General features: G+C 65.0%; 20 protein-coding genes. 10 read left to right on the top strand and 10 right to left on the bottom strand.

Going from position 1 to position 20,406, the window contains the following annotated elements:
• Positions 1-107 precede the first annotated feature (107 nt).
• Both ACJMKZ_RS04720 and ACJMKZ_RS04715 read left to right on the top strand, forming a co-directional pair.
• Entirely contained in the window at positions 108-959 is an 852-nt protein-coding gene (locus ACJMKZ_RS04720; RefSeq protein WP_405232044.1) for a hypothetical protein, read from the top strand.
• A 5-nt stretch (positions 960-964) separates the two neighbouring features.
• Entirely contained in the window at positions 965-1,252 is a 288-nt protein-coding gene (locus ACJMKZ_RS04715) for a hypothetical protein (protein WP_405232043.1), read from the top strand.
• Positions 1,253-1,405: 153 nt separating this feature from the next.
• Here the strand turns inward: ACJMKZ_RS04715 and ACJMKZ_RS04710 are convergent, their stop codons facing one another.
• Positions 1,406-2,797 (bottom strand): hypothetical protein, encoded by a 1,392-nt coding sequence (locus ACJMKZ_RS04710; RefSeq protein WP_405232042.1) that lies wholly within the window; start codon positions 2,795-2,797, stop codon positions 1,406-1,408.
• A gap of 423 nt (positions 2,798-3,220) precedes the next feature.
• Here ACJMKZ_RS04710 and ACJMKZ_RS04705 point away from each other — a divergent pair, with 423 nt between their 5' ends.
• Positions 3,221-4,873, top strand: a complete 1,653-nt coding sequence (locus tag ACJMKZ_RS04705; protein ID WP_405232041.1) for a hybrid sensor histidine kinase/response regulator transcription factor — start codon at positions 3,221-3,223, stop codon at positions 4,871-4,873.
• Positions 4,866-7,319, top strand: coding sequence for a serine/threonine-protein kinase (locus tag ACJMKZ_RS04700; protein WP_405232040.1), 2,454 nt, complete (start codon positions 4,866-4,868; stop codon positions 7,317-7,319). The genes ACJMKZ_RS04705 and ACJMKZ_RS04700 overlap by 8 nt, the downstream gene beginning before the upstream one ends.
• A 55-nt stretch (positions 7,320-7,374) precedes the next feature.
• Here the strand turns inward: ACJMKZ_RS04700 and ACJMKZ_RS04695 are convergent, their stop codons facing one another.
• Positions 7,375-7,908: a hypothetical protein gene (locus ACJMKZ_RS04695; RefSeq protein WP_405232039.1), complete on the bottom strand. Its 534-nt coding sequence runs from the start codon at positions 7,906-7,908 to the stop codon at positions 7,375-7,377.
• 221 nt (positions 7,909-8,129) lie between these two features.
• Between ACJMKZ_RS04695 and ACJMKZ_RS04690 the strand changes: the two genes are divergently transcribed.
• On the top strand, positions 8,130-8,912 hold the full coding sequence (locus tag ACJMKZ_RS04690) for a PA domain-containing protein (protein ID WP_405232038.1): 783 nt from the start codon (positions 8,130-8,132) through the stop codon (positions 8,910-8,912).
• Between the two features lie 76 nt (positions 8,913-8,988).
• On the opposite strand, the gene ACJMKZ_RS04685 is transcribed toward ACJMKZ_RS04690, so the two are convergent.
• From ACJMKZ_RS04685 to ACJMKZ_RS04675, 3 genes are all read right to left on the bottom strand, one after another.
• On the bottom strand, positions 8,989-9,384 hold the full coding sequence (locus ACJMKZ_RS04685; protein WP_405233135.1) for an NYN domain-containing protein: 396 nt from the start codon (positions 9,382-9,384) through the stop codon (positions 8,989-8,991).
• A gap of 7 nt (positions 9,385-9,391) precedes the next feature.
• Positions 9,392-10,360 (bottom strand): SDR family NAD(P)-dependent oxidoreductase, encoded by a 969-nt coding sequence (locus ACJMKZ_RS04680; RefSeq protein ID WP_405232037.1) that lies wholly within the window; start codon positions 10,358-10,360, stop codon positions 9,392-9,394.
• A gap of 82 nt (positions 10,361-10,442) precedes the next feature.
• Entirely contained in the window at positions 10,443-11,030 is a 588-nt protein-coding gene (locus tag ACJMKZ_RS04675; RefSeq protein ID WP_405232036.1) for a TetR/AcrR family transcriptional regulator, read from the bottom strand.
• 70 nt (positions 11,031-11,100) lie between these two features.
• Between ACJMKZ_RS04675 and ACJMKZ_RS04670 the strand changes: the two genes are divergently transcribed.
• From ACJMKZ_RS04670 to katG, 4 genes are all read left to right on the top strand, one after another.
• Positions 11,101-11,520, top strand: a complete 420-nt coding sequence (locus tag ACJMKZ_RS04670) for a DUF4345 domain-containing protein (protein WP_405232035.1) — start codon at positions 11,101-11,103, stop codon at positions 11,518-11,520.
• A 43-nt stretch (positions 11,521-11,563) separates the two neighbouring features.
• Entirely contained in the window at positions 11,564-12,442 is an 879-nt protein-coding gene (locus tag ACJMKZ_RS04665) for an NmrA family NAD(P)-binding protein (RefSeq protein ID WP_405232034.1), read from the top strand.
• Positions 12,439-12,930: an anthrone oxygenase family protein gene (locus ACJMKZ_RS04660; protein ID WP_405232033.1), complete on the top strand. Its 492-nt coding sequence runs from the start codon at positions 12,439-12,441 to the stop codon at positions 12,928-12,930. The genes ACJMKZ_RS04665 and ACJMKZ_RS04660 overlap by 4 nt, the downstream gene beginning before the upstream one ends.
• A 225-nt stretch (positions 12,931-13,155) precedes the next feature.
• On the top strand, positions 13,156-15,432 hold the full coding sequence (katG, locus tag ACJMKZ_RS04655; protein ID WP_405232032.1) for a catalase/peroxidase HPI: 2,277 nt from the start codon (positions 13,156-13,158) through the stop codon (positions 15,430-15,432).
• A 150-nt stretch (positions 15,433-15,582) separates the two neighbouring features.
• On the opposite strand, the gene ACJMKZ_RS04650 is transcribed toward katG, so the two are convergent.
• From ACJMKZ_RS04650 to ACJMKZ_RS04630, 5 genes are read right to left on the bottom strand one after another with little or no spacing between them, the layout of a single operon-like run.
• Positions 15,583-16,443: an NAD-dependent epimerase/dehydratase family protein gene (locus ACJMKZ_RS04650; RefSeq protein WP_405232031.1), complete on the bottom strand. Its 861-nt coding sequence runs from the start codon at positions 16,441-16,443 to the stop codon at positions 15,583-15,585.
• A 40-nt stretch (positions 16,444-16,483) separates the two neighbouring features.
• A complete protein-coding gene (locus ACJMKZ_RS04645) occupies positions 16,484-17,182 on the bottom strand; it encodes an endonuclease V (protein WP_405232030.1) in 699 nt (232 codons plus the stop codon).
• Positions 17,182-17,679 (bottom strand): subtilase-type protease inhibitor, encoded by a 498-nt coding sequence (locus ACJMKZ_RS04640; protein ID WP_405232029.1) that lies wholly within the window; start codon positions 17,677-17,679, stop codon positions 17,182-17,184. Before ACJMKZ_RS04640 ends, ACJMKZ_RS04645 begins: the two co-directional genes overlap by 1 nt.
• Before the next feature lie 44 nt (positions 17,680-17,723).
• Positions 17,724-18,377 (bottom strand): response regulator, encoded by a 654-nt coding sequence (locus ACJMKZ_RS04635; protein WP_405232028.1) that lies wholly within the window; start codon positions 18,375-18,377, stop codon positions 17,724-17,726.
• 5 nt (positions 18,378-18,382) lie between these two features.
• Positions 18,383-19,510 carry a sensor histidine kinase gene (locus ACJMKZ_RS04630; RefSeq protein WP_405232027.1) on the bottom strand — a complete coding sequence of 376 codons (1,128 nt, stop codon included), beginning with the start codon at positions 19,508-19,510 and terminating at the stop codon, positions 18,383-18,385.
• A 130-nt stretch (positions 19,511-19,640) separates the two neighbouring features.
• Here ACJMKZ_RS04630 and ACJMKZ_RS04625 point away from each other — a divergent pair, with 130 nt between their 5' ends.
• Entirely contained in the window at positions 19,641-20,405 is a 765-nt protein-coding gene (locus ACJMKZ_RS04625) for a DUF2306 domain-containing protein (protein ID WP_405232026.1), read from the top strand.
• Position 20,406: the final 1 nt, after the last annotated feature.

Genomic DNA, 20,406 nt, shown 5'->3' with positions numbered 1-20,406 from the left:
GTCCGACGTGCGGAAAAGTAAGAAGGCCTCGCCTGCTGACGGAGTTCACTGATATCGTCGCTTGTTGCGTTTACCCAAATCGTTAAGCGGGAGGGGAACAAAGGCTAATGAAGGAGAAACCCAAACGACTCACACCACGAGCATCGACAATTCGCAGGCTGTTCTTGTATTCCGGGAATCTTTGCGCATTCCCGAACTGCGCCAGGCTAATGATGAATGAAAAAGGCGATTTTGTCGGGGAAGTCTGTCATATCGAGGCTGCGTTGGAAGACGGTGAGCGCTTTAATCCGGACATGACCAATGAGGAACGCCGAGCGTTCGACAATCTTATGTTGATGTGTCACGACCATCATGTGGAGACAGACAATGTAGATGATTTTCCCGTGGAAAGAATGGTCGAGATGAAGCGTGAGCATGAGCGGCGATTTTCGTCTCCGGATCGTGCGATCCTGGAGCATCTTACTGATTGGACGACGGCTGACGAGCCAACAACGGTCGCAAACCTCCGGAGTTTCAATGAGGTCTTGGATTTCAATCTCTCCGAAGAGGAGCTCGATGAGATGATCGATGAGCTCAATGATCATATCGAGCGCATCAGCCGAGTCCCTATCGATGTGCGCCGCTTTCTGGGCGCAGTGGTCCGGAGGATTCACAAAATGGGGGATACTCCGGCAGTCTGTATAGGGACAGCCGGAGCTGACATCCTCGTGTCGGATTTTAGGCTCGCCCACAGACTTGGCGATCGCGCTATACGGGAGAAGATTGCTGAACTTGAATCCTACGGAGTGGGCGGGCTAGATCACATAAATTCTGATGTCGGCATGAACCCTGCAATTCGTATCGGGGCGTTGAGCAGCGGGTGGAATGTTTGGGTAGACATAGTTGCGTTCTCTGAGCAGGCACAGATTCCGCTCGAAGGATTTACGGAGGATTTGGATTTCTCACCACTGGATGGGTAGCGCAAATGGAGGAAGAAGCGAAAAGAAGACGGTACAAGCGATGGGAAGAGGCTGGTGAAGATGCGATCCGTGCCGACATGGAATCCGGCGGATATCGACTGGTAGGCGGCTCTCCGGAAGTGCGGCGTCTTGCTCAGCACTGGCTGAATGAGAAGCAAAAAGCGCGCGCAGCACGAGGGGAGATGAGACAGGTAACTAATGAACGGCGGGAATCCTGGCGGTATTTCTGGTCAACTTTGCTTGCAATTATCGGAATCGTTGTCGCCGTAATTCTCTGGTATTTCTCAGGTTGAACGAGGGGACGCGGGGGACAGCACGGCTGAGATAGTGCGATCTTCGTCATGTCGGGTCTTTTGCAGATTGGCTGGTGTCGCTCAGGTAGGTGCACGACCTTGTTTGAGCAATCCATGAGAAGACGTCGGAGCGGCCGCACGCGACGTAGAGCATTATGCTTCAGAGGAATGATCCAATGGAGGAGTAGGTGTTTCGTCACGGTCTTTAGTTAATATTTTCGTGACAGAGGCCAGAACCGACCATTCCCAGATTGTCTCGCACACGATTTCACCATCTCGCTCGAACCAGTGCGTGGCTCCGGGCAGCAGATCGAAGGGCATCGGATGGGCGGCCAGTGGATTGTGGAAGACCTCAAGCTCCTGGCACCAGGGCTCACCATGCGGCGGCCACTTGGCTGCATACTCGTCACTCAGGATGTCGAGTTCGAATGGAATCGGTTCCAGAGCGCCCGGCGTGCGGTCAAAGAATGTCCCGGCACGCACAAATCGAAGCCTTGGCGGACGAAATCCGGCGAGAACTCCCATCCGATTAAACTTCGCGATCGTACCCGCATTGCTGAAAATGACCGCGGACAGATCCGCCATTGATTGGTCGCCAAACAGTCCGGCAGGTATAGCCGCGTCTCCGCGTAGGTTTTCTATTCTTTCTCCTACAGCGACCCGGCCTTCCGGCCCTTCCTCGACGTAAGCATGGATGCCGTACAGGTAGGACGGCAGCGCCTCCCGGCTCCAGATCATGGAACTCGGGGCGTGAAAGTCGGCGATTGCTATCGCGAATACATGCCCGCGGACATGGGGCATGTTGTGATACTCGCGCTGCAGCTTGTTTCGTAGCGTTTTTGCAAAGCGCTCTGCAGCAGGCCCTATCATGCGCTCTGTGTGATCTTCCGGCGAATGTTGCGGCGGCGGAAACCCCTCTAGCCGCTCTCCCGGTGGGTTGGTCGTGACGGCTTCCACGTAGCCACTATGCCCGTCGCGTTCAATGAAGAAATCCGGTGAAGGCTGATCTTGTGAGGTGCGGATGCCTTGCTCCCGGAAACATGCAAACAGATAGAGCTCCCAAAGACGGGAGTCGAAATTGTCCGTCTGGAAATCCGGTACGGAATTGTCATCCGGTCGAGGCATCGCCAGATAGGTCTCCCCGATTGTCATCAGAGCTGGATAGTGGCTCACGGCGCTGGTAATCAGCCGAAATCGTTCGTTCAGTTTTCTGGAGCCGACCGTGAACAATCTCGGTCTGCGCTTCTGGCTGGGCGGCATCGCCTCCGGCGGCTCTTCCGGCCGCATCAGTTCCTTGAGGTGCGCTTCGGGATCGATAGACCGGTCGCGGAGAATGTCATCATGGGTCACGACGAACCGATGATCCGTTTGCCGACGTAGCACCAGTAGCCGAAACTGCTGGCCATTGAAAAGCACGGCACCGACGCTGCCTGCATTCTCCGATCGCCAGGTCGAGTAAAGCGCAAACTCTTCGAAGTTCGGCCCGTGCGGGAGCGCGAGCGCGTAAAGCTCGAACTCGCGTGGATCGGTATCAACGATATTCACTGTACGTGCTCCTCCCAGTGTCATGAGGGTTATCGCACGGCCGCCGTCCTGTAAACCAGAATTCGTTCATTGCCTGCTGAGGTCGGCGCTTCCGACAATTTTCCGACGTCAGCTGTGCGCGGTCGTGCGCGGTAGGGCATATATGGCAACGGGCGCCGTCTTTCAGGCGTTATAGATCAATTACTTATGATGGCTTTTCTGGCTACGAACCAGGCGGTCGGGAGTTCGAATCTCTCCGGGCGCGCCAATATTGAAAGGGCCCCTGCACGGGGCCTTTTTCCTTTGCCATGCGCTGCCCCGAGGACGCGTGCAGGTTGCCGTCCACGATGCTATAAACCTTTACCGTGCCGAAGAATCCTCGGGACTCATCGAGAGCGGTTCTTCCAGCTCGTTCGGCGCGAGGCAACTGGGGGCGTCACACAGGTGGATTGGAAACGTCTGGCGTCGAGGCGGAGCGGGGCCGCTGCTGACGCGACCGTAAATGGCGCGGCCGACGACGCGGCGCGGATCCGGTTTTTCGTCAATATCGCCCACGAGTTGCGTACTCCCGTGGCCGTGATTCTCGGCCAGATCGACGCGGCGATGCTCGAGCACGACGAGAGCGCCCGCGCGCACCAGCTGCGGGTTGCTGCCCGCAACGCCAGGCGGATCGGCCGACTCGCCGATCAGGCGCTCGAGCTGAGCCGTCTCGATGCCGGTGCGTTGCAGGCACGCCTGCGCCCGGTGACCGTCGTCCCGTTTGTCGAATCGCTGGTCATGTCGTTCGAGGAACTGGCCGAGCGCAAGGGCATCGTCCTCGAGTTCCTCGCCCGCCACGGACAGGTCACGGGCCGGCTCGATCCCGACCATCTGACGACGATCGTCTCCAACCTGCTGTCCAATGCGCTGAAGTACACGCCGTCCGGAGGCCGAGTCGGCATCGCGCTGGAGTTCTGTCCGCCGGGGTTTCTGCGGCTGTCGGTCGTCGATACGGGGCCCGGCATCGCGTCTGCGCGGCACGAGTCGGTGTTCCAGCCTTTTACCCGTGGCCAGGACGATGATGAAGCACACCCCGGTGGAGCCGGCATCGGCCTCGCACTGGCCCGTGAGCTGGCCCGGCTGCAGGGCGGCGATATCCGGCTCGAGAGCGAGGCGGGCAAGGGGGCCCGCTTCACGGTCGAGCTGCCGCTGGGGGTGGCGATAGAGGAAGAGTGTGAGCCGCTGCTCAGTCACGACGGTGGCCGCCCGGAGGTCACCGAAGAGATCCTGCATCGATCCACGATGCGCTTTCAGCCGGCTGCGCTGAGCGATGCGCTGCCGAGGGTCGTCCTCGCCGAAGACGCGGCCGACATGCGCAACTGGCTCATGACGGAGCTCGAGGACATTGCCGCCGTGCAGGGATTCGCGGACGGTGCCGCCGCGCTGGAGGCGGCTCGCAGCGACGTGCCTGATCTGGTCGTCACCGACCTGCGCCTGCCGAGACTCGATGGAATCGAGCTCTGCCGACGGCTGCGTGCCGATGAGCGTACGAGCCATATCCCGATCGTGATGTTGAGCGCGCGCGCAGAGGTTGAGACCCGCATCGGCGCCTACGAGGCCGGCATCGACGAGTACCTGCCGAAGCCGGTGTCGGGCGAGGAGATGCGGACACGCATTCTCGCCATCCTGGAACGACACCGCATGCTGCGAGACCGATTCCGTGAGCAGGTGGTGGTCAAGCCCGCAGACGTGTCTCCGCGTGCGGCGGATCAGGTGTTCTTCGAGAAGATACTCGCGACCATAGAGAGCGAGATCGGCAACGCCGACTTCAGCGTCTCGGAACTGGCCGACACCATGGCCATGAGCAACTCCCAGCTGGCGCGGAAATTGCGCGCTCTCATCGATCAGTCGCCGGCCCAACTCATCCGCACGATGCGACTGCAGCGGGCGGCCGCACTGATTGCGGCCGGCGCAGGCAGCATTGCCGAGGCCTGCTACGCCGTGGGCTTCAGCGACCAGGGGCACTTCTCCCGGACCTTCAAGCGGCATTTCGGCATGGCGCCGATCGACTACCGGCGTGAGCAGCAGCAGGCTGGCGCGGGCGTGAGCGATGACTGATCCGGTGAAGATCGGGCCTTACGAGGTCATCGGTCGTCTCGGCCAGGGCGGAAAGGGCACCGTCTACGAGGCGTTGCAGACGGCACCGGTGCGCCGGCGGGTCGCGTTGAAGCTGTTGCGCCCGACCGGCGACGATCCGCACGAGGCGATCCGCTTTGCCGCGGAACAGCAGGCGCTGGCGCTGATGGAACACCCGGGCATCGCCAAGGTGTTCGATGCCGGCAGCACGCAGGACGGACGGCACTGGTTCGCCATGGAGCTGGTCGAAGGCCGGCCGATCACGGAGTTTGCGGACGGCGCCCGGCTCAACGTCCGGCAGCGTGTGGCCCTGTTCGCGCGGGTCTGCGAGGCCGTTCAGCATGCCCACCAGAAGGGCGTGATTCACCGCGACCTGAAGCCCTCCAACGTGCTCGTCGCGGAAGGCGACGGCGAGCCGCTGCCGAAGGTGATCGACTTCGGGATTGCGAAAGCGGTCGGGCTGCGGCTGGCGGAAGATACGTTGCTCACCCAGTTCGGCGCGATCATCGGCACGCCTGCCTACATGAGTCCCGAGCAGGCCGACGGCACGGTGCTGAACATCGACACGCGTGCGGACGTCTACAGTCTGGGCGTCATGCTGTACGAGCTGCTGGCGGGCTGCCTGCCGGTGGATCCTCAGCAGACCGGCTATCCCGGTTTCATCGCCTTCCTGAAGGACACCGACGCGAGCCCGCCCCTGCCTACCACCGGTTTCCGGCGGCTGTCCGACGAGCGTCAGGGCGAGATTGCGGGCAGCCGCGGGTCCAGCCCCCCGCGGCTGCGCAAGCGTCTGGCCGGCGATCTGGGCTGGATCGTCATGATGGCGCTTGAGAAGGACCCACGCCACCGTTATCAGTCGGCGGGCGAACTGGCACAGGACCTCGCGCGTTATCTGCAGGACCAGCCCGTGATGGCGCGGCCGCGGAGTGCCGCATACCGGGCCGCGAAGTTCGTGCGCCGTCACCGGGCCGGGGCGGCGGCGGCGACACTCGCCGTGCTCGCGCTAGGCGCCGGGACGACCGCGGCGACCGTCGGCATGATCCGCGCCGAGCAGGAACGCATCCGCGCCGTTGCGGCCCGCGACGAAGCCGAGTCGGTGACGGACTTCATCACGTCCATGCTCGGCGCGGCGAGCCCTGCGGAGCAGGGTCGGGACGTCACGGTGCGTGAGGTGCTCGACCAGGCGGCCAATCGCGTGGGAACCCAGTTCGCGGAGCAGCCCCTGCTGCAGGCGCGCATGCGCCACACGCTGGCCAGCACCTATGGCGCTCTCGGTCAGTACGAGACCGCCCGCGAACAGTTCGTGCAGGCTTACGGAATTCAGTCGGAGCTGCTCGGTGCTTCCGCTGAGAGTACGCTGGAATCGAGACGGGAGCTTGCGGCCGTGTTATCGAGCCTCGAACAGTCCGACGAGGCCGTCAGCGAGCTGCGCGGCCTCCTCGAGTTGGAGACATCGGCCTACGGTGCGGATCACGCAGGCACGCTGAAGACGCTCGGCTACCTCGGCACGGCTCTCGTGGCGGCGGACCGGCTCGACGAAGCCGAGCCGCTGCTGCGAGAGGGGTTGCAGCGCGCCCGTTCGGCGCTCGGCGAGAATGCGCCGGAGACCGTGGGGATAATGTCGGCCCTGTCCCAGATCCACTGGCAGCGGCGGGAGCTCGAGCCGGTGATGGAGCTCAATACCCGCATCCTCGAAGCGCAGCAAGCGCGTTACGGAGACCTGCATCCATCGACGGTGACAGCGCTCCATAATCTGGCGACGGCCTACTTCCTGGCCGACGATCGCAAGCTCTACTCGGGAACGAAGGACGGCGACACGCCCGAGCTGGAGCGCGCTGCCGAGCTCTACGCGGAAGCCGCGGAGAAGGGCATGGCACTGTACGGAGAGGATCATCCTTCGCCCTACAACAGCCGTTTCATGCAGGGCGTCTGCCAGCTGAATCTCGGTCAGTACGAGCAGGCCGAGCGGGCGTTCCTCGCGGTCGTCGAGGCCAGGAAACGTCTCTCCGGAGCCGATTCCCAGGGCGTGTACTCCCCCAGGGGGCAGCTCGCCCGCCTGTATATCCGTCAGCGGCGCTTCGAGGAGGCTCGCGACCTGATGAGTGAGACGGTGGACGGTGCCGTCCGCACGCTGGGCGACGAGCATACGGCCACACAGACCTACCGTTACCGTCTCGGCATCGCCCTGATGCACCTCGATGCCTACGAGGAGGCCGAGGCCATTCTGCTGGATGCCCACCGCAAGCTGCTGGAGTCTCGAGGCGCGCAGCACGACTGGACGCAGTGGTCGGCAAAGGTGCTGAGCGAGCTGTACGGCCGCTGGGGCAAACCCGAACTCTCCGGTGAGTGGCTGGCCAGGGTGGAGCCGGACTGGAACGCGGCGATGGAGAAGATGCGCCAGGGCAAGCCCGCTCCTTTCTACGACTAGACCGGCCAAGGCCCCGCCGCGGCGCCGGCGGGCGAGGCCTTGGCCGAAGTTCGAGCTACTGGTGGACTTTCAGGTTGCCGCCGCCGATCGTGCTGACATACGGGCCGATCTGGGGTCCGCCATTGGTCGGAGACAGGAACAGCTCGAAGAAGTCACCGATCGTGCCGCTGCCCTGGCCGTTGTCGGTGATGCGGAGACGCATCGCGTAGCTGTAGCCGTCGACTACTGCTTCGCCGGTGAATATCGATCCGCAGACTTCCGGTGCCTGTTCCTCGCACGCCAGAGGCGACTGGCCGGTGTAGGTCCCGGTGAAGCTGCCGCGAATCTGCATGGGCTTGCCGCTGACGCTGCCGTGGTCGATCAGGTTGAAATGGCCTTTCGCCGGCCAGCAGGCGACGCTCGGTCCGAACGGACTGAATTCACACTCGCCCGGCGCTTCCCCCACCGGTTGCGCGTTGAAACCGAACGAGACGAGCCCGCCGTCGATGCCCTCCAGCCAGCCACCGCCGGTGATCTTGTTGCAGCCGGATAGCGCGAGCGCAGTGATTGTGGCGAGTGCGAAATTGGTAATGATTCTCTTCTTGTTCATGAGACACCTCTCAACGGATCGTGGTTAGTGGCGTCTCCAATGGTGTGTGTTCCGGTCCGGGCAGGCTTGTACATCCGATGCAGATTCTTGCCCGATTGAAGCATCGGCTCTGCGCGCTTTAGTCAAGATTTTGCGCAGAAAGTGCAAGCCGCAGCGGAGGCCGGGGAGCAACATGATCCTGCGGGTTGCCGCAAATGCAACAAAAATAGCGGGAGAATGAAATGACTAAAGCGAAGCTTGTTTTTCTGGCGGCGTTCGCCCTGGCCCAGTGGATGGCGCCCTCGGTGTACGCCGGCGATCTGACGCTCGGTACCGTGGACGTGAAGATCGGTTCAGAAGTGGGTGAGATGCTGGGCGCCGAGGCGCAGTTTACGGCACCGCTGGCCGCCTGGGCGGGCGGGCAGGAGAAACTGAAGGGCGAGGTGGTCTATGTCGGGCGCGGATGCTTCTTCGATGACTATCCCGAGAGCCCTGCTGGCAAGATTGCACTGATCGAGCGGGGCGCCTGCGCGTTCGTAGACAAGGTATTCCGGGCGGAATGGGAAGGCGCCATCGGCGTCATCGTGTTCAATGTTCCCGGTGACGTGTTCTTCGGGCAGGGGGATTTTCGAATCGGTATGGCCTCGCCCTCCTCGCCGCCCGGGGAGGCGATCACCGGAATCCCGGCGGTCTTCGTCGGCTATAGCGACGGGATGGCGCTGGCGGCCCAACCCGGCAAAGTGAACATCCAGTACAAGCCGTTCACGCTGCTGAAGGACACGATGGACGCCATTCCTTCACTGCTTTCGGCTGAAGAGAAGGACTCGTTCAAGAAGCTGGCGAGCGAGGCGGCCAGGCTGGCCGAGAGCGCTGAGCCCGACTTCGGCGCCGCCGCGGCCCTGATCGAGGAATTCAACCTGGACGCGGGACAGGCCGGCATCGAGGGGAAGATAACGTTCCCCGCCGATGCTGCCCTGCTCGGCACGTCATACAGTCTGTATTTCCGGCTGGTGAATGCCCTGTAGCTGACCGACAGGGCACGGATGGAGTCGCCGCGAAGCGAAGTGCCCGGCAGAGGGAGTCTGCCGGGCACTCCCCGTATCAGGTGCGCTCTGCGAAGAACGCTTCCGGATCAACGATCGTCGCGCCGCGCTTCCGTGCTCGCCGTGCGAGTTTGATATCCCGCGTGACTACCGTTATGGCCCCGACCGGAAACTCGTCCGGCCGTTCTGTCAGGTCTCTCAGAATGGCCCTGTCGGCACGCTGGTCGCCCGCGCCGCCAGGGTAGATCACCTCGACCTGTGCGGACCGTTGTTCCCGGTGCGGTGTGGCGCCGTCGAAGTAGATACGCACCAAATCCCCCGCATCGGCAAATGCGTCGAGCAGCGCCTGCACCAGCGCTTCGCGGGCGTCGGCGCCGGGATGGCCCTCGACCAGGTGCTCCGCGAAGCGGGCGCGCAGGGCGAACAGCAGATTATGGCCGTCGACGAGGACCAGGTGCGTTCTACTCGACAGACTCGGTCGCGCCCCCTGACAGGACGTCGTCCAGCATCTCCACCAGTTCGTCGCGGCTGTGACTGTACGGCCCCCACTGATTCAGCTGCACGAGTTCGGTGAGCTTGGTACGGATGGTGGCGACGTGCTCCTCCTCGTTCGGCGTCACCACGTAGCGGCGTAGCGGCTCCTCGTCGAACAGCGCATGCATGAAGGCTGCGGAGACCTCGTCGGGCTCCTTGTAGGAGAGTTCCCGCTGGACGGTCGCCTCGTAGAACTGCTGCATCTCGTCCGTGATCTCGCCGCCGGCGGCCTCGACCTGTGCGAAGGCACGCGAAACGGCGCTGCGGCGGATGTGCGACTTGAAATTGCCGGGTTCCACGACGGCGACATGAACCCCTGCCGGTTCCATCTCGGCGGCCAGTGCGTCGGTGAACGCCTCGATCCAGTGCTTGCTGCCGCTGTAGGCGTTGCCCTCCGCCCACGACATCGTGCCCGCGATGGAGCCGGTGGTGACGATGCGGCCCTTCTGCTCCGCGACGAGCGGGCCGAACGCCTTGGTGGTGCGATAGACGCCCTCGACGTTCACGCCGTAGACGAAGGTCTGGTTCGCGACCGGTGTCTCCAGCACCTTGCCGCCGCCACCGATGCCGGCGTTGTTGACGAGGCCGTAGAGTCCGGTGCCGCTCTTGCGAATCTTTTCGACGACGGCGGCGATCTCGTCTGGCTTCGTCACGTCCAGGCGTACGGCCTTGATGTTGTCGATGCCGTTCAGTGCGGCGATGTCCTCATCCGAACGCGCACCCGCGTAGACGTGGTAGCCGTTCCCGGCCAGCGTCTCCGCCAGGTTCCTGCCGATGCCGGTGCTGGCCCCAGTCACCAGGACCCATTTCTCGTCTTCGGCGGCGCCGGTCTGCGGTGCGGCGAGCATGAGCAGCGCGACGGCCGCCGCGACGGTGAACTGCAGGAATCGGTTCATCGCTGTTTCCTTGTTTTTTTGCGGGTGGACGGACTCTAGCATGATTCGGTGACGGCGGATTGCCGCGGCCGGGGCGGCCGCCTCACTCCTCGACGAACGTGCGATGGGCCAGGAACTGCATCCAGCGGATGTATTCCTTCGTTGACCAGCCGCATTCGAGCGTCAGGTTCTCCCAGTTCGGCACGAGCAGCATCGTCCACAGCGCCTCGGTGGCCTTCGGCCGGGTCCAGCCACGCGCGAGGGTGCCGTCGGCATGCAGTGCATCGATGGCGGCGCGGCAGCCGTCCTTCATCGCGATCATGCGATCCCGCCAGGCAGCCGCGGCAGCATCGTCCGTGTCCTGGGCCACCATCAGCGCCTTGCCCACGCCGTAGATCTCGGGGATGTAGTTGCCCCAGACCTCGATATAGAGGCGGAGGCGTTCCACTCCCTCCTTCGCCGCGCGCGAGGGTGCGAGACGGGCGTCCACGTCCAGCAGTTCGTCCATATACAGCGTCGCGGCGATCAGCAGTTCCGAACGGGAGGCGAAGTGCAGGTAGACGGCCTGGCGCGAGATACCCGCCGCTTTCGCGATGTCGCCCATGCGTACGGCGTGGCCGCCAGACTGCTCGAGCATGCGGATGGTGGCTTCGAGTATCCGTGTGCGTGTTTCGGAATTTCCTCTTGACATGCTGTAAAGCTTCCCCTAAGGTTGACGCCGTGTCAATTGACACAGTGTCAAGTTCACAGGAGAGAAGATCATGAACTCGAGACGTAAAGCCATCTTCGACGGGGTGCGTGGAGCGCGGCTGGTGCTCGCGTTCAGCGGCCTGGTGGCGGTCGCCATCGCGGGCGCCATCCTCATGGCGCCGGAGACGTTTTATGGCGGCTACGGCATCGACGTCGCCGGCAACCCCACGCTCGTGAACGAGCTGAAGGCCCCGGCCGGCATGCTGCTGAGCGCGGGCGTGCTGATGTTCGCCGGCGTGTTCCAGCCGCACTACGCAGTGATCTCGCTGGCCACGGCCACGGCCGTGTACCTGTCCTATGGCCTGTCCCGCGTGCTGAGCATCGCCGTCGACGGGTACCCCCACGACGGCATGGTGGGCGCGGCGGGCATCGAGATCGTGATCGGCGCGATCTGCCTGCTGACGCTGCTGCACTTCCGCCGTGCCAACTGAATCCCCAACCCGAAAAGCGACGACCATCAACAAGGAGACGACCATGAAAAATGAGAATCCGACCAACACGTCCGGCGGCATCACACTCGTGACCGCCGGTACCGGCAAGGTCGGCCGCCGCGTTGCGGCGCGCCTGGATGCACTGGGCGTCAGCATCCGCATCGGCTCCCGGTCGGGCGTCCCGGCGTTCGACTGGAACGACCGGGACACCTGGGATGCCGCCCTCGCAGGCGTCACCGCGGCCTACGTGGCCTACGTGCCCGACCTCGCCGTACCGGGCGCGGCAGACACCATCCGCGCCTTCGTGAGCAGAGCGGTCGAGGCGGGCGTTCGGCGTCTGGTACTGCTGTCCGGCCGGGGCGAGGAAGAGGCGCAGGCCTGCGAGCGCATCGTGCAGGAGTCCGGTGTGGAGTGGACGATCGTGCGGGCCGGCTGGTTCATGCAGAACTTCTCGGAGGGCGAGTTCCTGCCCATGGTCCTGGACGGCGCCATCACGCTGCCGGCGCGGGACATCCCGGAGCCGTTCGTCGACGCGAACGATATCGCCGATGTCGCCGTGGCCGCGCTTATCGAGGACGGTCACGCCGGTGAGGTTTACGAAGTCACGGGCCCGCGGGCACTGACGTTTACCGAACTGGTGCGTGAGATCTCTGCGGCGGCAGGCCGGGAGGTGGCCTTCCAGCGCATTCCCCGGGAGGCGTTCGCCGCGGCGATCGCCGATGCCGGGGCGCCGGACGACCTCGCCTGGCTGCTGAACTACCTGTTCGAGACCGTGCTCGACGGCCGCAACGTCATGGTCTGCGACGGCGTGCAGCGCGCGCTGGGCCGCGAGCCTGCGGATTTCACCGACTTCGCGCGTCGCGTCGCGGCACGCGGGGACTGGGACGCGGCGACCGGCGGTTCCCGGGAGGCGGTCGCATGAGCACGCTCACGGAACTGCTGGCAGTCGTTGCGCTGCTCGGCTCCGCCCTCGTCGCCGGCGTCTTTTTCGCCTTCTCGAGTTTCGTCATGGGCGCGCTCGCCCGCCTGCCCGCGGCGCAGGGCGTTGCGGCGATGCAGTCGATCAACGTCGTCGTGCTGAACCGGTCCTTCCTCGGCCTGTTCGTCGGCACCACGGTCGTCTCGGCGGTGCTCGCCGGGCTCGCTGCGTTCGGCTGGGGCTCCGCCTCGGCGCCCTGGTACGTGGCCGGCGCCTTGTCCTACCTCGCGGGCACCTTCGGGGTGACCGGGATGGGTAACGTGCCGCTGAACGACCGGCTGGCTGCGGTTCCCGCGGAGGGCGCCGAGGCGGTCGCGGTATGGGAGCATTACCTCGTGCGGTGGACCCGGCTCAACACCTTGCGGACCATCGCAGCCGCCGGCGCTGCGCTGATGTTGCTGCTCGGCCTCCTGCGGGGAGGGGTCGTCTGACCCCTCCCCGGCCCCGGCGGACGGCTGCCGACCCGGGTCCGCAGACGGGTTCCGGGCCCGAATTTCCTTGCCCCTCATTAAGTTAAAGACGCTTTCCCGAACGTCGCCATGCGTCGATCGTTTTCACGGGGCACAGTATTCAATATTTTGAATCGCTAATATGCTCTTTATCCGGTTTAATTTATCAGCGTCACGCAACTGTCCTACCGAGGAGGGGAAGTGCACATGCGTATACGACCGATACTGATAATTGCTGCCATGGCGGTGACCGTGTCACCGGCGGTAGCCTCCGATTCGCCGGTGGTGGCGTCGGAGAAGGCGTTCGGCCAGAGCGATGCGAAGCCGAACAGTTTCTGGTGGCCGGAGCAGCTCGATCTCACCGCACTCCGTCAGCATGACGACGAGTCGAACCCGTACGGTGAAGACTTCGACTACGCTTCCGAGTTTGCCGCGCTGGACCTCGCTCAGGTCAAAGCCGATATCGAGACCGTCCTGACCGATTCCCAGGACTGGTGGCCCGCCGACTGGGGTCATTACGGTCCGCTGATGATCCGCATGGCCTGGCACAGCGCGGGCACGTACCGCGTGCACGACGGCCGTGGCGGTGCCGGCGGCGGTCAGCAGCGCTTCGATCCGCTGAACAGCTGGCCGGACAACGCCAACCTGGACAAGGCCCGCCGTCTGCTGTGGCCGATCAAGCAGAAGTATGGTCGCAGCCTCTCCTGGGCCGACCTGATGATCCTGGCCGGCAACGTCTCGCTGGAGTCGATGGGCTTCAAGACCTTCGGGTTCGCTGGCGGCCGTGAGGACGACTGGGAGCCCGAGATCGTCAACTGGGGTCCCGAGACCGAAATGCTCGGACGGGACCGGTTCGACGAGAAGGGCGAACTGCAAGGTTCGCTCGCCGCCATGCAGATGGGCCTCATCTACGTGAACCCGGAGGGTCCCGGCGGAAACCCCGATCCGATGGCCTCGGCGAAGCAGATTCGTGCGAGCTTCGGCCGCATGGCGATGGACGACGCGGAGACCGTTGCCCTGATCGCCGGTGGTCACACCTTCGGCAAGGTGCATGGCGCAGCCAAGCCCGACGAGTGCGTCGGACCGGAACCGGCTGCCGCGGACATCGAGGAGCAGGGTCTCGGCTGGAAGAACAAGTGCGGCAAGGGTAATGCCGAGGACACGATTACCAGCGGATTGGAAGGACCGTGGACCGCAGCGCCCACGCAGTGGTCGATGATGTATCTGCAGAACCTGTTCAACTTCGAATGGGAGCAGACCCGCAGCCCGGCCGGCGCCATTCAGTGGGTGCCGAAGGGTAATCCGGCCGCCGCCATGGCGCCCGATGCCCACGTGGAGGGCAAGACGCAGTCGATCATCATGCTGACCACGGACCTCGCCCTGAAGGAAGATCCGGCCTACCGCAAGATCTCGAAACGGTTCCTGGAGAACCCCGACGAGTTCGAGGACGCGTTCGCACGGGCCTGGTTCAAGCTGACGCACCGTGACATGGGCCCGCGTGCCCGCTACGTCGGTGCCGAGGTGCCCGAGGAAGAGCTGCTCTGGCAGGATCCCATCCCCGCCGTCGACCACGAGCTGATCGATGCCGGCGAGATTGCCGAGCTGAAGGCGCAGATCCTGGACTCCGGTCTGACGACCCCCGAACTCGTGCGCACGGCATGGGCGTCTGCGTCCACGTTCCGCGGTACCGACATGCGCGGTGGCGCGAATGGTGCGCGTATCCGCCTTGCGCCGCAGCGCGACTGGCCGGTGAACAACCCGAAGGAACTCGACCGGGTCCTGAAGAAACTGGAGAGCATCCAGAAGGACTTCAACAAGTCGTTGTCGGGTGACAAGCAGGTCTCGCTGGCCGACGTGATCGTGCTCGGCGGTGCCGCTGCCATCGAGCAGGCCGCGAAGAAGGCCGGCTACGATGTGCAGGTGCCCTTCGTGCCGGGTCGCATGGACGCGAGCCAGGAGCAGACCGACGTCGAATCCTTCGCTTATCTGAAGCCGACCGCCGATGCCTTCCGCAACTACTATGGCGAGAACAACTACAGCTCGCCGGCGGAGATGATGGTGGAGAAGGCCGACCTGCTGACGCTGACCGTGCCGGAGATGACGGTGCTCATCGGCGGCATGCGTGCCCTGGACGCCAACACCGGCGGCGCCGACCACGGCGTGTTCACCGATCGTCCCGGCACGCTGAGCAACGACTTCTTCGTCAACCTGCTCGACATGTCCACGCAGTGGCAGAAGGCCTCTTCCGAGGGCGTCTACGAGGGTCGCGACCGTGCGACGGGCGAAGTGAAATGGACCGCCACCCCGGTGGACCTGATCTTCGGTTCCAACTCGGAGCTGCGGGCCGTTGCCGAGGCGTACGCGGCGGACGATGCGAGCGAGAAGTTCGTGCGTGACTTCGTCAATGCGTGGGCCAAGGTCATGACCCTGGACCGCTTCGACATCGAGGAAGTCCCGTCTGCCGGCATGGTGGCCAGCCGCTGAGCGGCAGCTTCATGCCATGACAGGTCCCGGGCCGCCGCGTGCGGCCCGGCGACCGCCCACAACGGGGACGGCGGCGCATCATGCGCCGCCGTTTTCTTTGGTGGACCCTGGGGAGCCGCCGAAATGTCTTCGGGGGCAGCGCCTTGCCCCTCAGGACATCTCCGCTACGGCATCGGTGTGCGCAGGCATCCAGCCCAGTGTCTCGCGGATTCTGCGGCTGCTCATCCGCTGATTCAGGGTGGGGCCGACGGCCCATGCACCGTGCTCCTTCACGACTTGCTCGATCGGGCGTTCCAATGGCGGCGTCCGGATTGCGTGCCGCTTGGCGATCGCAGCGACGACGTCGCCGACCTGCACGCCCTCCTCGGCGCAGACGTTATAGGACGCGCCCGCCGCGCCATGCTCGAGCACCAGCCGGTAGGCCCGTGCGAGGTCGTCCCTGTGCACCAGCGGCCACCGCGTCTGCAGCGAACCCCAGACTACGATTCGCCCGCGCTCGGGCAGGAGCCGTGAAAACGCGCCGCCGTCGCGCACATAGCATATGCCCGGATGCACGACGTTCGCCTCGAAGCAGGATGCAGCCAGCACCTCGGCGGAGTTGTGCACCATCCAGTCGAAGGCGGCAATGGGAGCGAATGGCGTTTCTTCCGTGGCGATACTGTCGCCCGTTTCGCCGTACAGCCAGACTCCGCCCGTATAGATGAAGCGTGCGCGGCGGTCGGCGCCCATGGCGTACTCGATGAGTGAGCGGACGACGGCCCGGTCCACCTCCCCCATGTCTTCGGTAAATGTAGCCGCGGCATGGATGACCGCATCGACGTCGCGAACGATTGCCGCCCAGCGTTCCGGTTCACGCAAATCGCCGCGTACCACCTCCGCGCCGATACGGCCTAGCCGCTCGGCCGCGCTCGCCGAGCGCGCCAGCGCCACCACGCCGTGGCCGGCGGCCAGGAACTCGCGCAGAATCGCGCTGCCGATGAATCCGGTTGCTCCGAGCAACAGTACGCGCATGGTGGCTACCTCGTTCGGTGGGTGCAGTCGCCGCGGTCGGCTATCCTGGGGTGCCGAGACCGCCGCGGTAGCGCCCCGTCTTCTTGTACCGCGCCACCAGACGGTCGGCCAGCCGGGTGGGCTCCGGTAGCCGAAAACCTGCGCCGCAGACCAGCACCCATTCGATGCTCGATTCGTGATCGACGAGATGTCCCGGGCTGACGTAGAGAGGCTTCACGCCGTCACGGGTACGCAGCACGGAGCCGATGCGTTCGTTTTCGTCCATCAACGGGGCAACCGATCCGCGCCGCTGCCCCGGCTCCCGATGGGTGCCGCACAGCCGGGACTTGGCGCAGCCGACGGTGGGCAGACCGACGACGAGGCCGAGGTGCGTGGCGAGCCCCATCCGCCGCGGGTGCGCGATGCCCTGGCCGTCACAGAGGATGCCGCTCACCGGAGTCTGCAGCCGGCGCAGCACCTGTAGCAGTACCGGTACCTCGCGGAACGAGAGGAGGCCGGGCACATAAGGGAAGCGCAGCGGCGCCCGCGCGGCGCGGGTCTCGACCACCGTCTTTCCGGCGGTGTCCCAGACGACGCCGACCGCGATGACGGAATCGCCCAGGAATGCGCAGTCCAGCCCGGCGATGCGGAGGGGAAGCCGCGCCGGCCGCAGTCGTACGCGATCCCGCAGGCGCCGCTGCACGGCGACCGCCTGCTTCGGCGTGAGGTTCCACGGGTGGGGAGCCCTCGGGACCTTCATTACCGCTCGGCCGAGCGCCGGTAATCTTCTACGTCCATCAGGATGTTCGCGAGCAGCCGGTCCCAGTCGTCCATGCCACAGCCGTCGCTGCGGCGGATGACGGTATCGACCGGCCGGCCGTCGATCGAGCCCCGTACCGTCGCGGTCTCCGGTCCGCCGTAGATCTTGGTGCACATCCGGTCCTGCGGAGCGCCCTCGACGAGCCGCTCCCGTACCGCGGGATCGGACAGTGCCGCACAGGCGCGCGCGGGGTCGACGTGCACCGTTCCCTGCAGCTCGGTCCGGTCGCCTTCGCACATGAGGGCATAGGTGACGGAGACGCTCTGATCGGAGCTCTCGATGACGATCTGCAGGTTCGCCCGCAGCCCCCCGGCATCCGGTGGCGGACCCGCGCCGTCGCCGATGCCCCCGTCGGGTTCGACCGGCATCGGCTCGTCGCCGTCGCCGCCACAGGCGACGAGACCCAGGAGGAGGAAGACCGTAAGCAGGTGTCGCATTGCGCCGTCTCCGATTGCCGGGCAAAGCTGGACGACGCCTGCGGCTAGCTGGCGTCGGTCAGCAATCCCATCTCGATCGCTTTCAGGACCGCGCGGGTACGGTCCCGCACGCCCAGTTTGCCAAGGATACTGGATACCTGGTTCTTGATCGTGCCTTCGGATCTGCTGAGTGCGGTGGCGATCTCCCGGTTGCTGTAGCCGCCGGCCATGAGACGGAGGATCTCCGTCTCGCGGGGTGTCAGGCGCTCGGGCGGCGCCGCGGCATCGGGGTCGGTGCGCCCGGTGAGTCCGCGCAGCAGCGACTCGGTGATGCCGGGCTGGATCATCGTCTTGCCGGCGGCCACCGATTCGATGGCCTCGATCAGGCTCTCCAGCGAGACGTCCTTCAGCAGGTAGCCGCGGGCGCCGGCCTGGATGCCGGCGAGCACCTGATTGTGGTCGTCGAAGGTGGTGAGGATGATCACCGGCACCTCGATGCCGGCGTCGGCCAGCGCGCGGGTGGCCTCGGCGCCGTCCATCCGCGGCATGCGCATGTCCATGAGGATGACGTCGGGCCGATATCTGCGGGCGAGTTCCACCGCCTGATCGCCGTCGCTGCCCTCGGCTATGACCTCGACCCGGTCGGACAATTCGAGCAGGCCGCGGATACCCTGCCGCACGAGGGTCTGGTCATCGACGACAAGAAGACGGATGGCCACGGCAATCAGCCCGGCAGCGGCACGCGGGCATGGAGGCGCAGCGCCTCTCCCGCACGCTCGAGCTGCAGCGTGCCCTGCAATGCCCGCAGCCGCTCACGCATGCCGGCAAGGCCGTTGCCCTCGACGATCTCGCCCAGCACGCGGCCGTCATCGGAAACCTCGAGATGGACGGCATCGTCCCCCTGCCAGATGCGGATACGGCACTCGCGGGCGCCGGCATGGCGCAGCGTATTGGTCACGGCTTCCTGGACGCAGCGCAGCAGGGTCTGGGCGATGCCGACGTCGTCGATTTCCAGCGCATCCTCGATGTCGACGCGTACGTCGAGCTGCGGCGTGCGGCCCACCAGCAGGCGGATTGCGGCTTCCAGATCGAGGCCTTTATCGTCCCGCAGCGTGCTCACGGCCTCGCGCACGTCGCTGAGCAGCAGCCGCGCCAGCGCCCGGCATTCGCCGATCTTCTCCCGGTTCTGTCCCGCCGACGTCCGTTCGGCGATCTGCAGGTTGATCGACAGGGCGGTGAGGTGATGGCCGAGCAGGTCGTGCAGCTCGCGGGCGATGCGCGTGCGCTCGCCCTGGCGCGACGCCTCGGCGAGCAGCTGCTGGGTGGCCAGCAGTTCCCGGTTCAGCGATTCCGCTTCCCGGCGGGCGGTATCCGCCTCCACCGCGCTGCGCGCACTCAGGAGGGCGAAGAGATGGAAGGTACCGAACAGTGTCGCGGTGATGGCCGCATTCACATAGCCGATCGCCGGCACGTAGACCGCGAACCATACCAGTGTCAGCCCGGCCAGGAGCCACCAGAGTGTGCGCGGTGAATACCAGCCCGCGGCCATCACGATCCAGATAATGGTGTAGATGGGCACGAAGCTGACCGACGTCAGGATGCCGATGGCAATCGCGCTGACGGGTTGCAGCCACAGCGCGGTCAGCCGGACCGGCCTCGGCGCTGCGTCGTCGGAAGAGCCGATCGCGATGCCGCCGAGATTGACGAGAGCCAGCACGGCCGCCGACCAGAATACGACGGACGGCTCGCCGGCGCGGCCCGCGATCACGAACAGTGCAAAGCCGGTGACGGCCGCCCACGTGATCCAGGCGGCTGCCGCTCCCGGCAGGTTATCCCCTGAGTGGCTGCTCATCGGCCGATTGTGGCCCGGCCGGGCCACATCTGCCATAGGCCGAAAGTCACGGTGTGTATTCCTGACCAACGGCACTTAGCGCGCAACGCTGCCGTGGCTACCGTTGCAGGCAAGCAATGAGAAGAGCCCCATGACCACACTGCACAGCCTGCTCGTCAACACCCACGTCGCCATCGGCGCGATCGCGCTGCTCCTGTTCTGGGTACCGGCCTTCGCCAGGAAGGGGAGTCCGCTCCACGTCGGCGCCGGGCGGGTCTACGTCGTCTGCATGTACGCCGTCGCGGTCACGGCGTTCGTCGCGTCATTGATGATGATCGCGGATCCGCTGGGCATCCGCTTCCCGCAAGGACTGCCTGTCGGTGCGAATGCGGGCCGCGTCGCTGCCGGCAACCGGGCCGGCAGCCTGTTCCTTCTGATGCTCTCGGTGCTGGTGACCGCGAGCGTGCGTCACGGCACGGCCGCCCTGCGCGAGCGTCGGCACCCGGGAGAACTGGCGCGTCCGCTGCATCGGATACTGGTCGCGACACTCGGCGTGCTGGCCGTGATCTCCATCGGCATGGGTCTGTGGTTCGGGCATCTGTTGCTGATCATATTCGGAGGCATCGGCCTGCTCGCTGCCATCGGCATGTTTCGGGAGACGCAGAGGCGGGACATGAGCCCTCGCGAGCTGGTGGTCGTCCACCTGAACGGGCTCATCGGCAGCGGTATCGGTGCCTATACCGCTTTCTTCGCCTTCGGCGGCAGGAGTTTCCTCGGCGAAGTGCTGCCGGGGCAGTGGCAGGTGATCCCGTGGATACTGCCGACGGTGATCGGCGTCATCGCCGGCAGCCGCATCAGCCGGCGGTGGCTCGGTCAGCGGGGAGCCGGGCAGAGGGCGCCGGAACCGCAGAGGTAGG

The organism is Lentisalinibacter salinarum, assembly GCF_040706555.1.
GTDB classification, from domain to species: domain Bacteria; phylum Pseudomonadota; class Gammaproteobacteria; order Steroidobacterales; family Woeseiaceae; genus Lentisalinibacter; species Lentisalinibacter salinarum.
The sequence above is the reverse complement of the archived record's forward strand: the minus strand, read 5'-3'. Positions and strand labels throughout refer to the sequence as shown.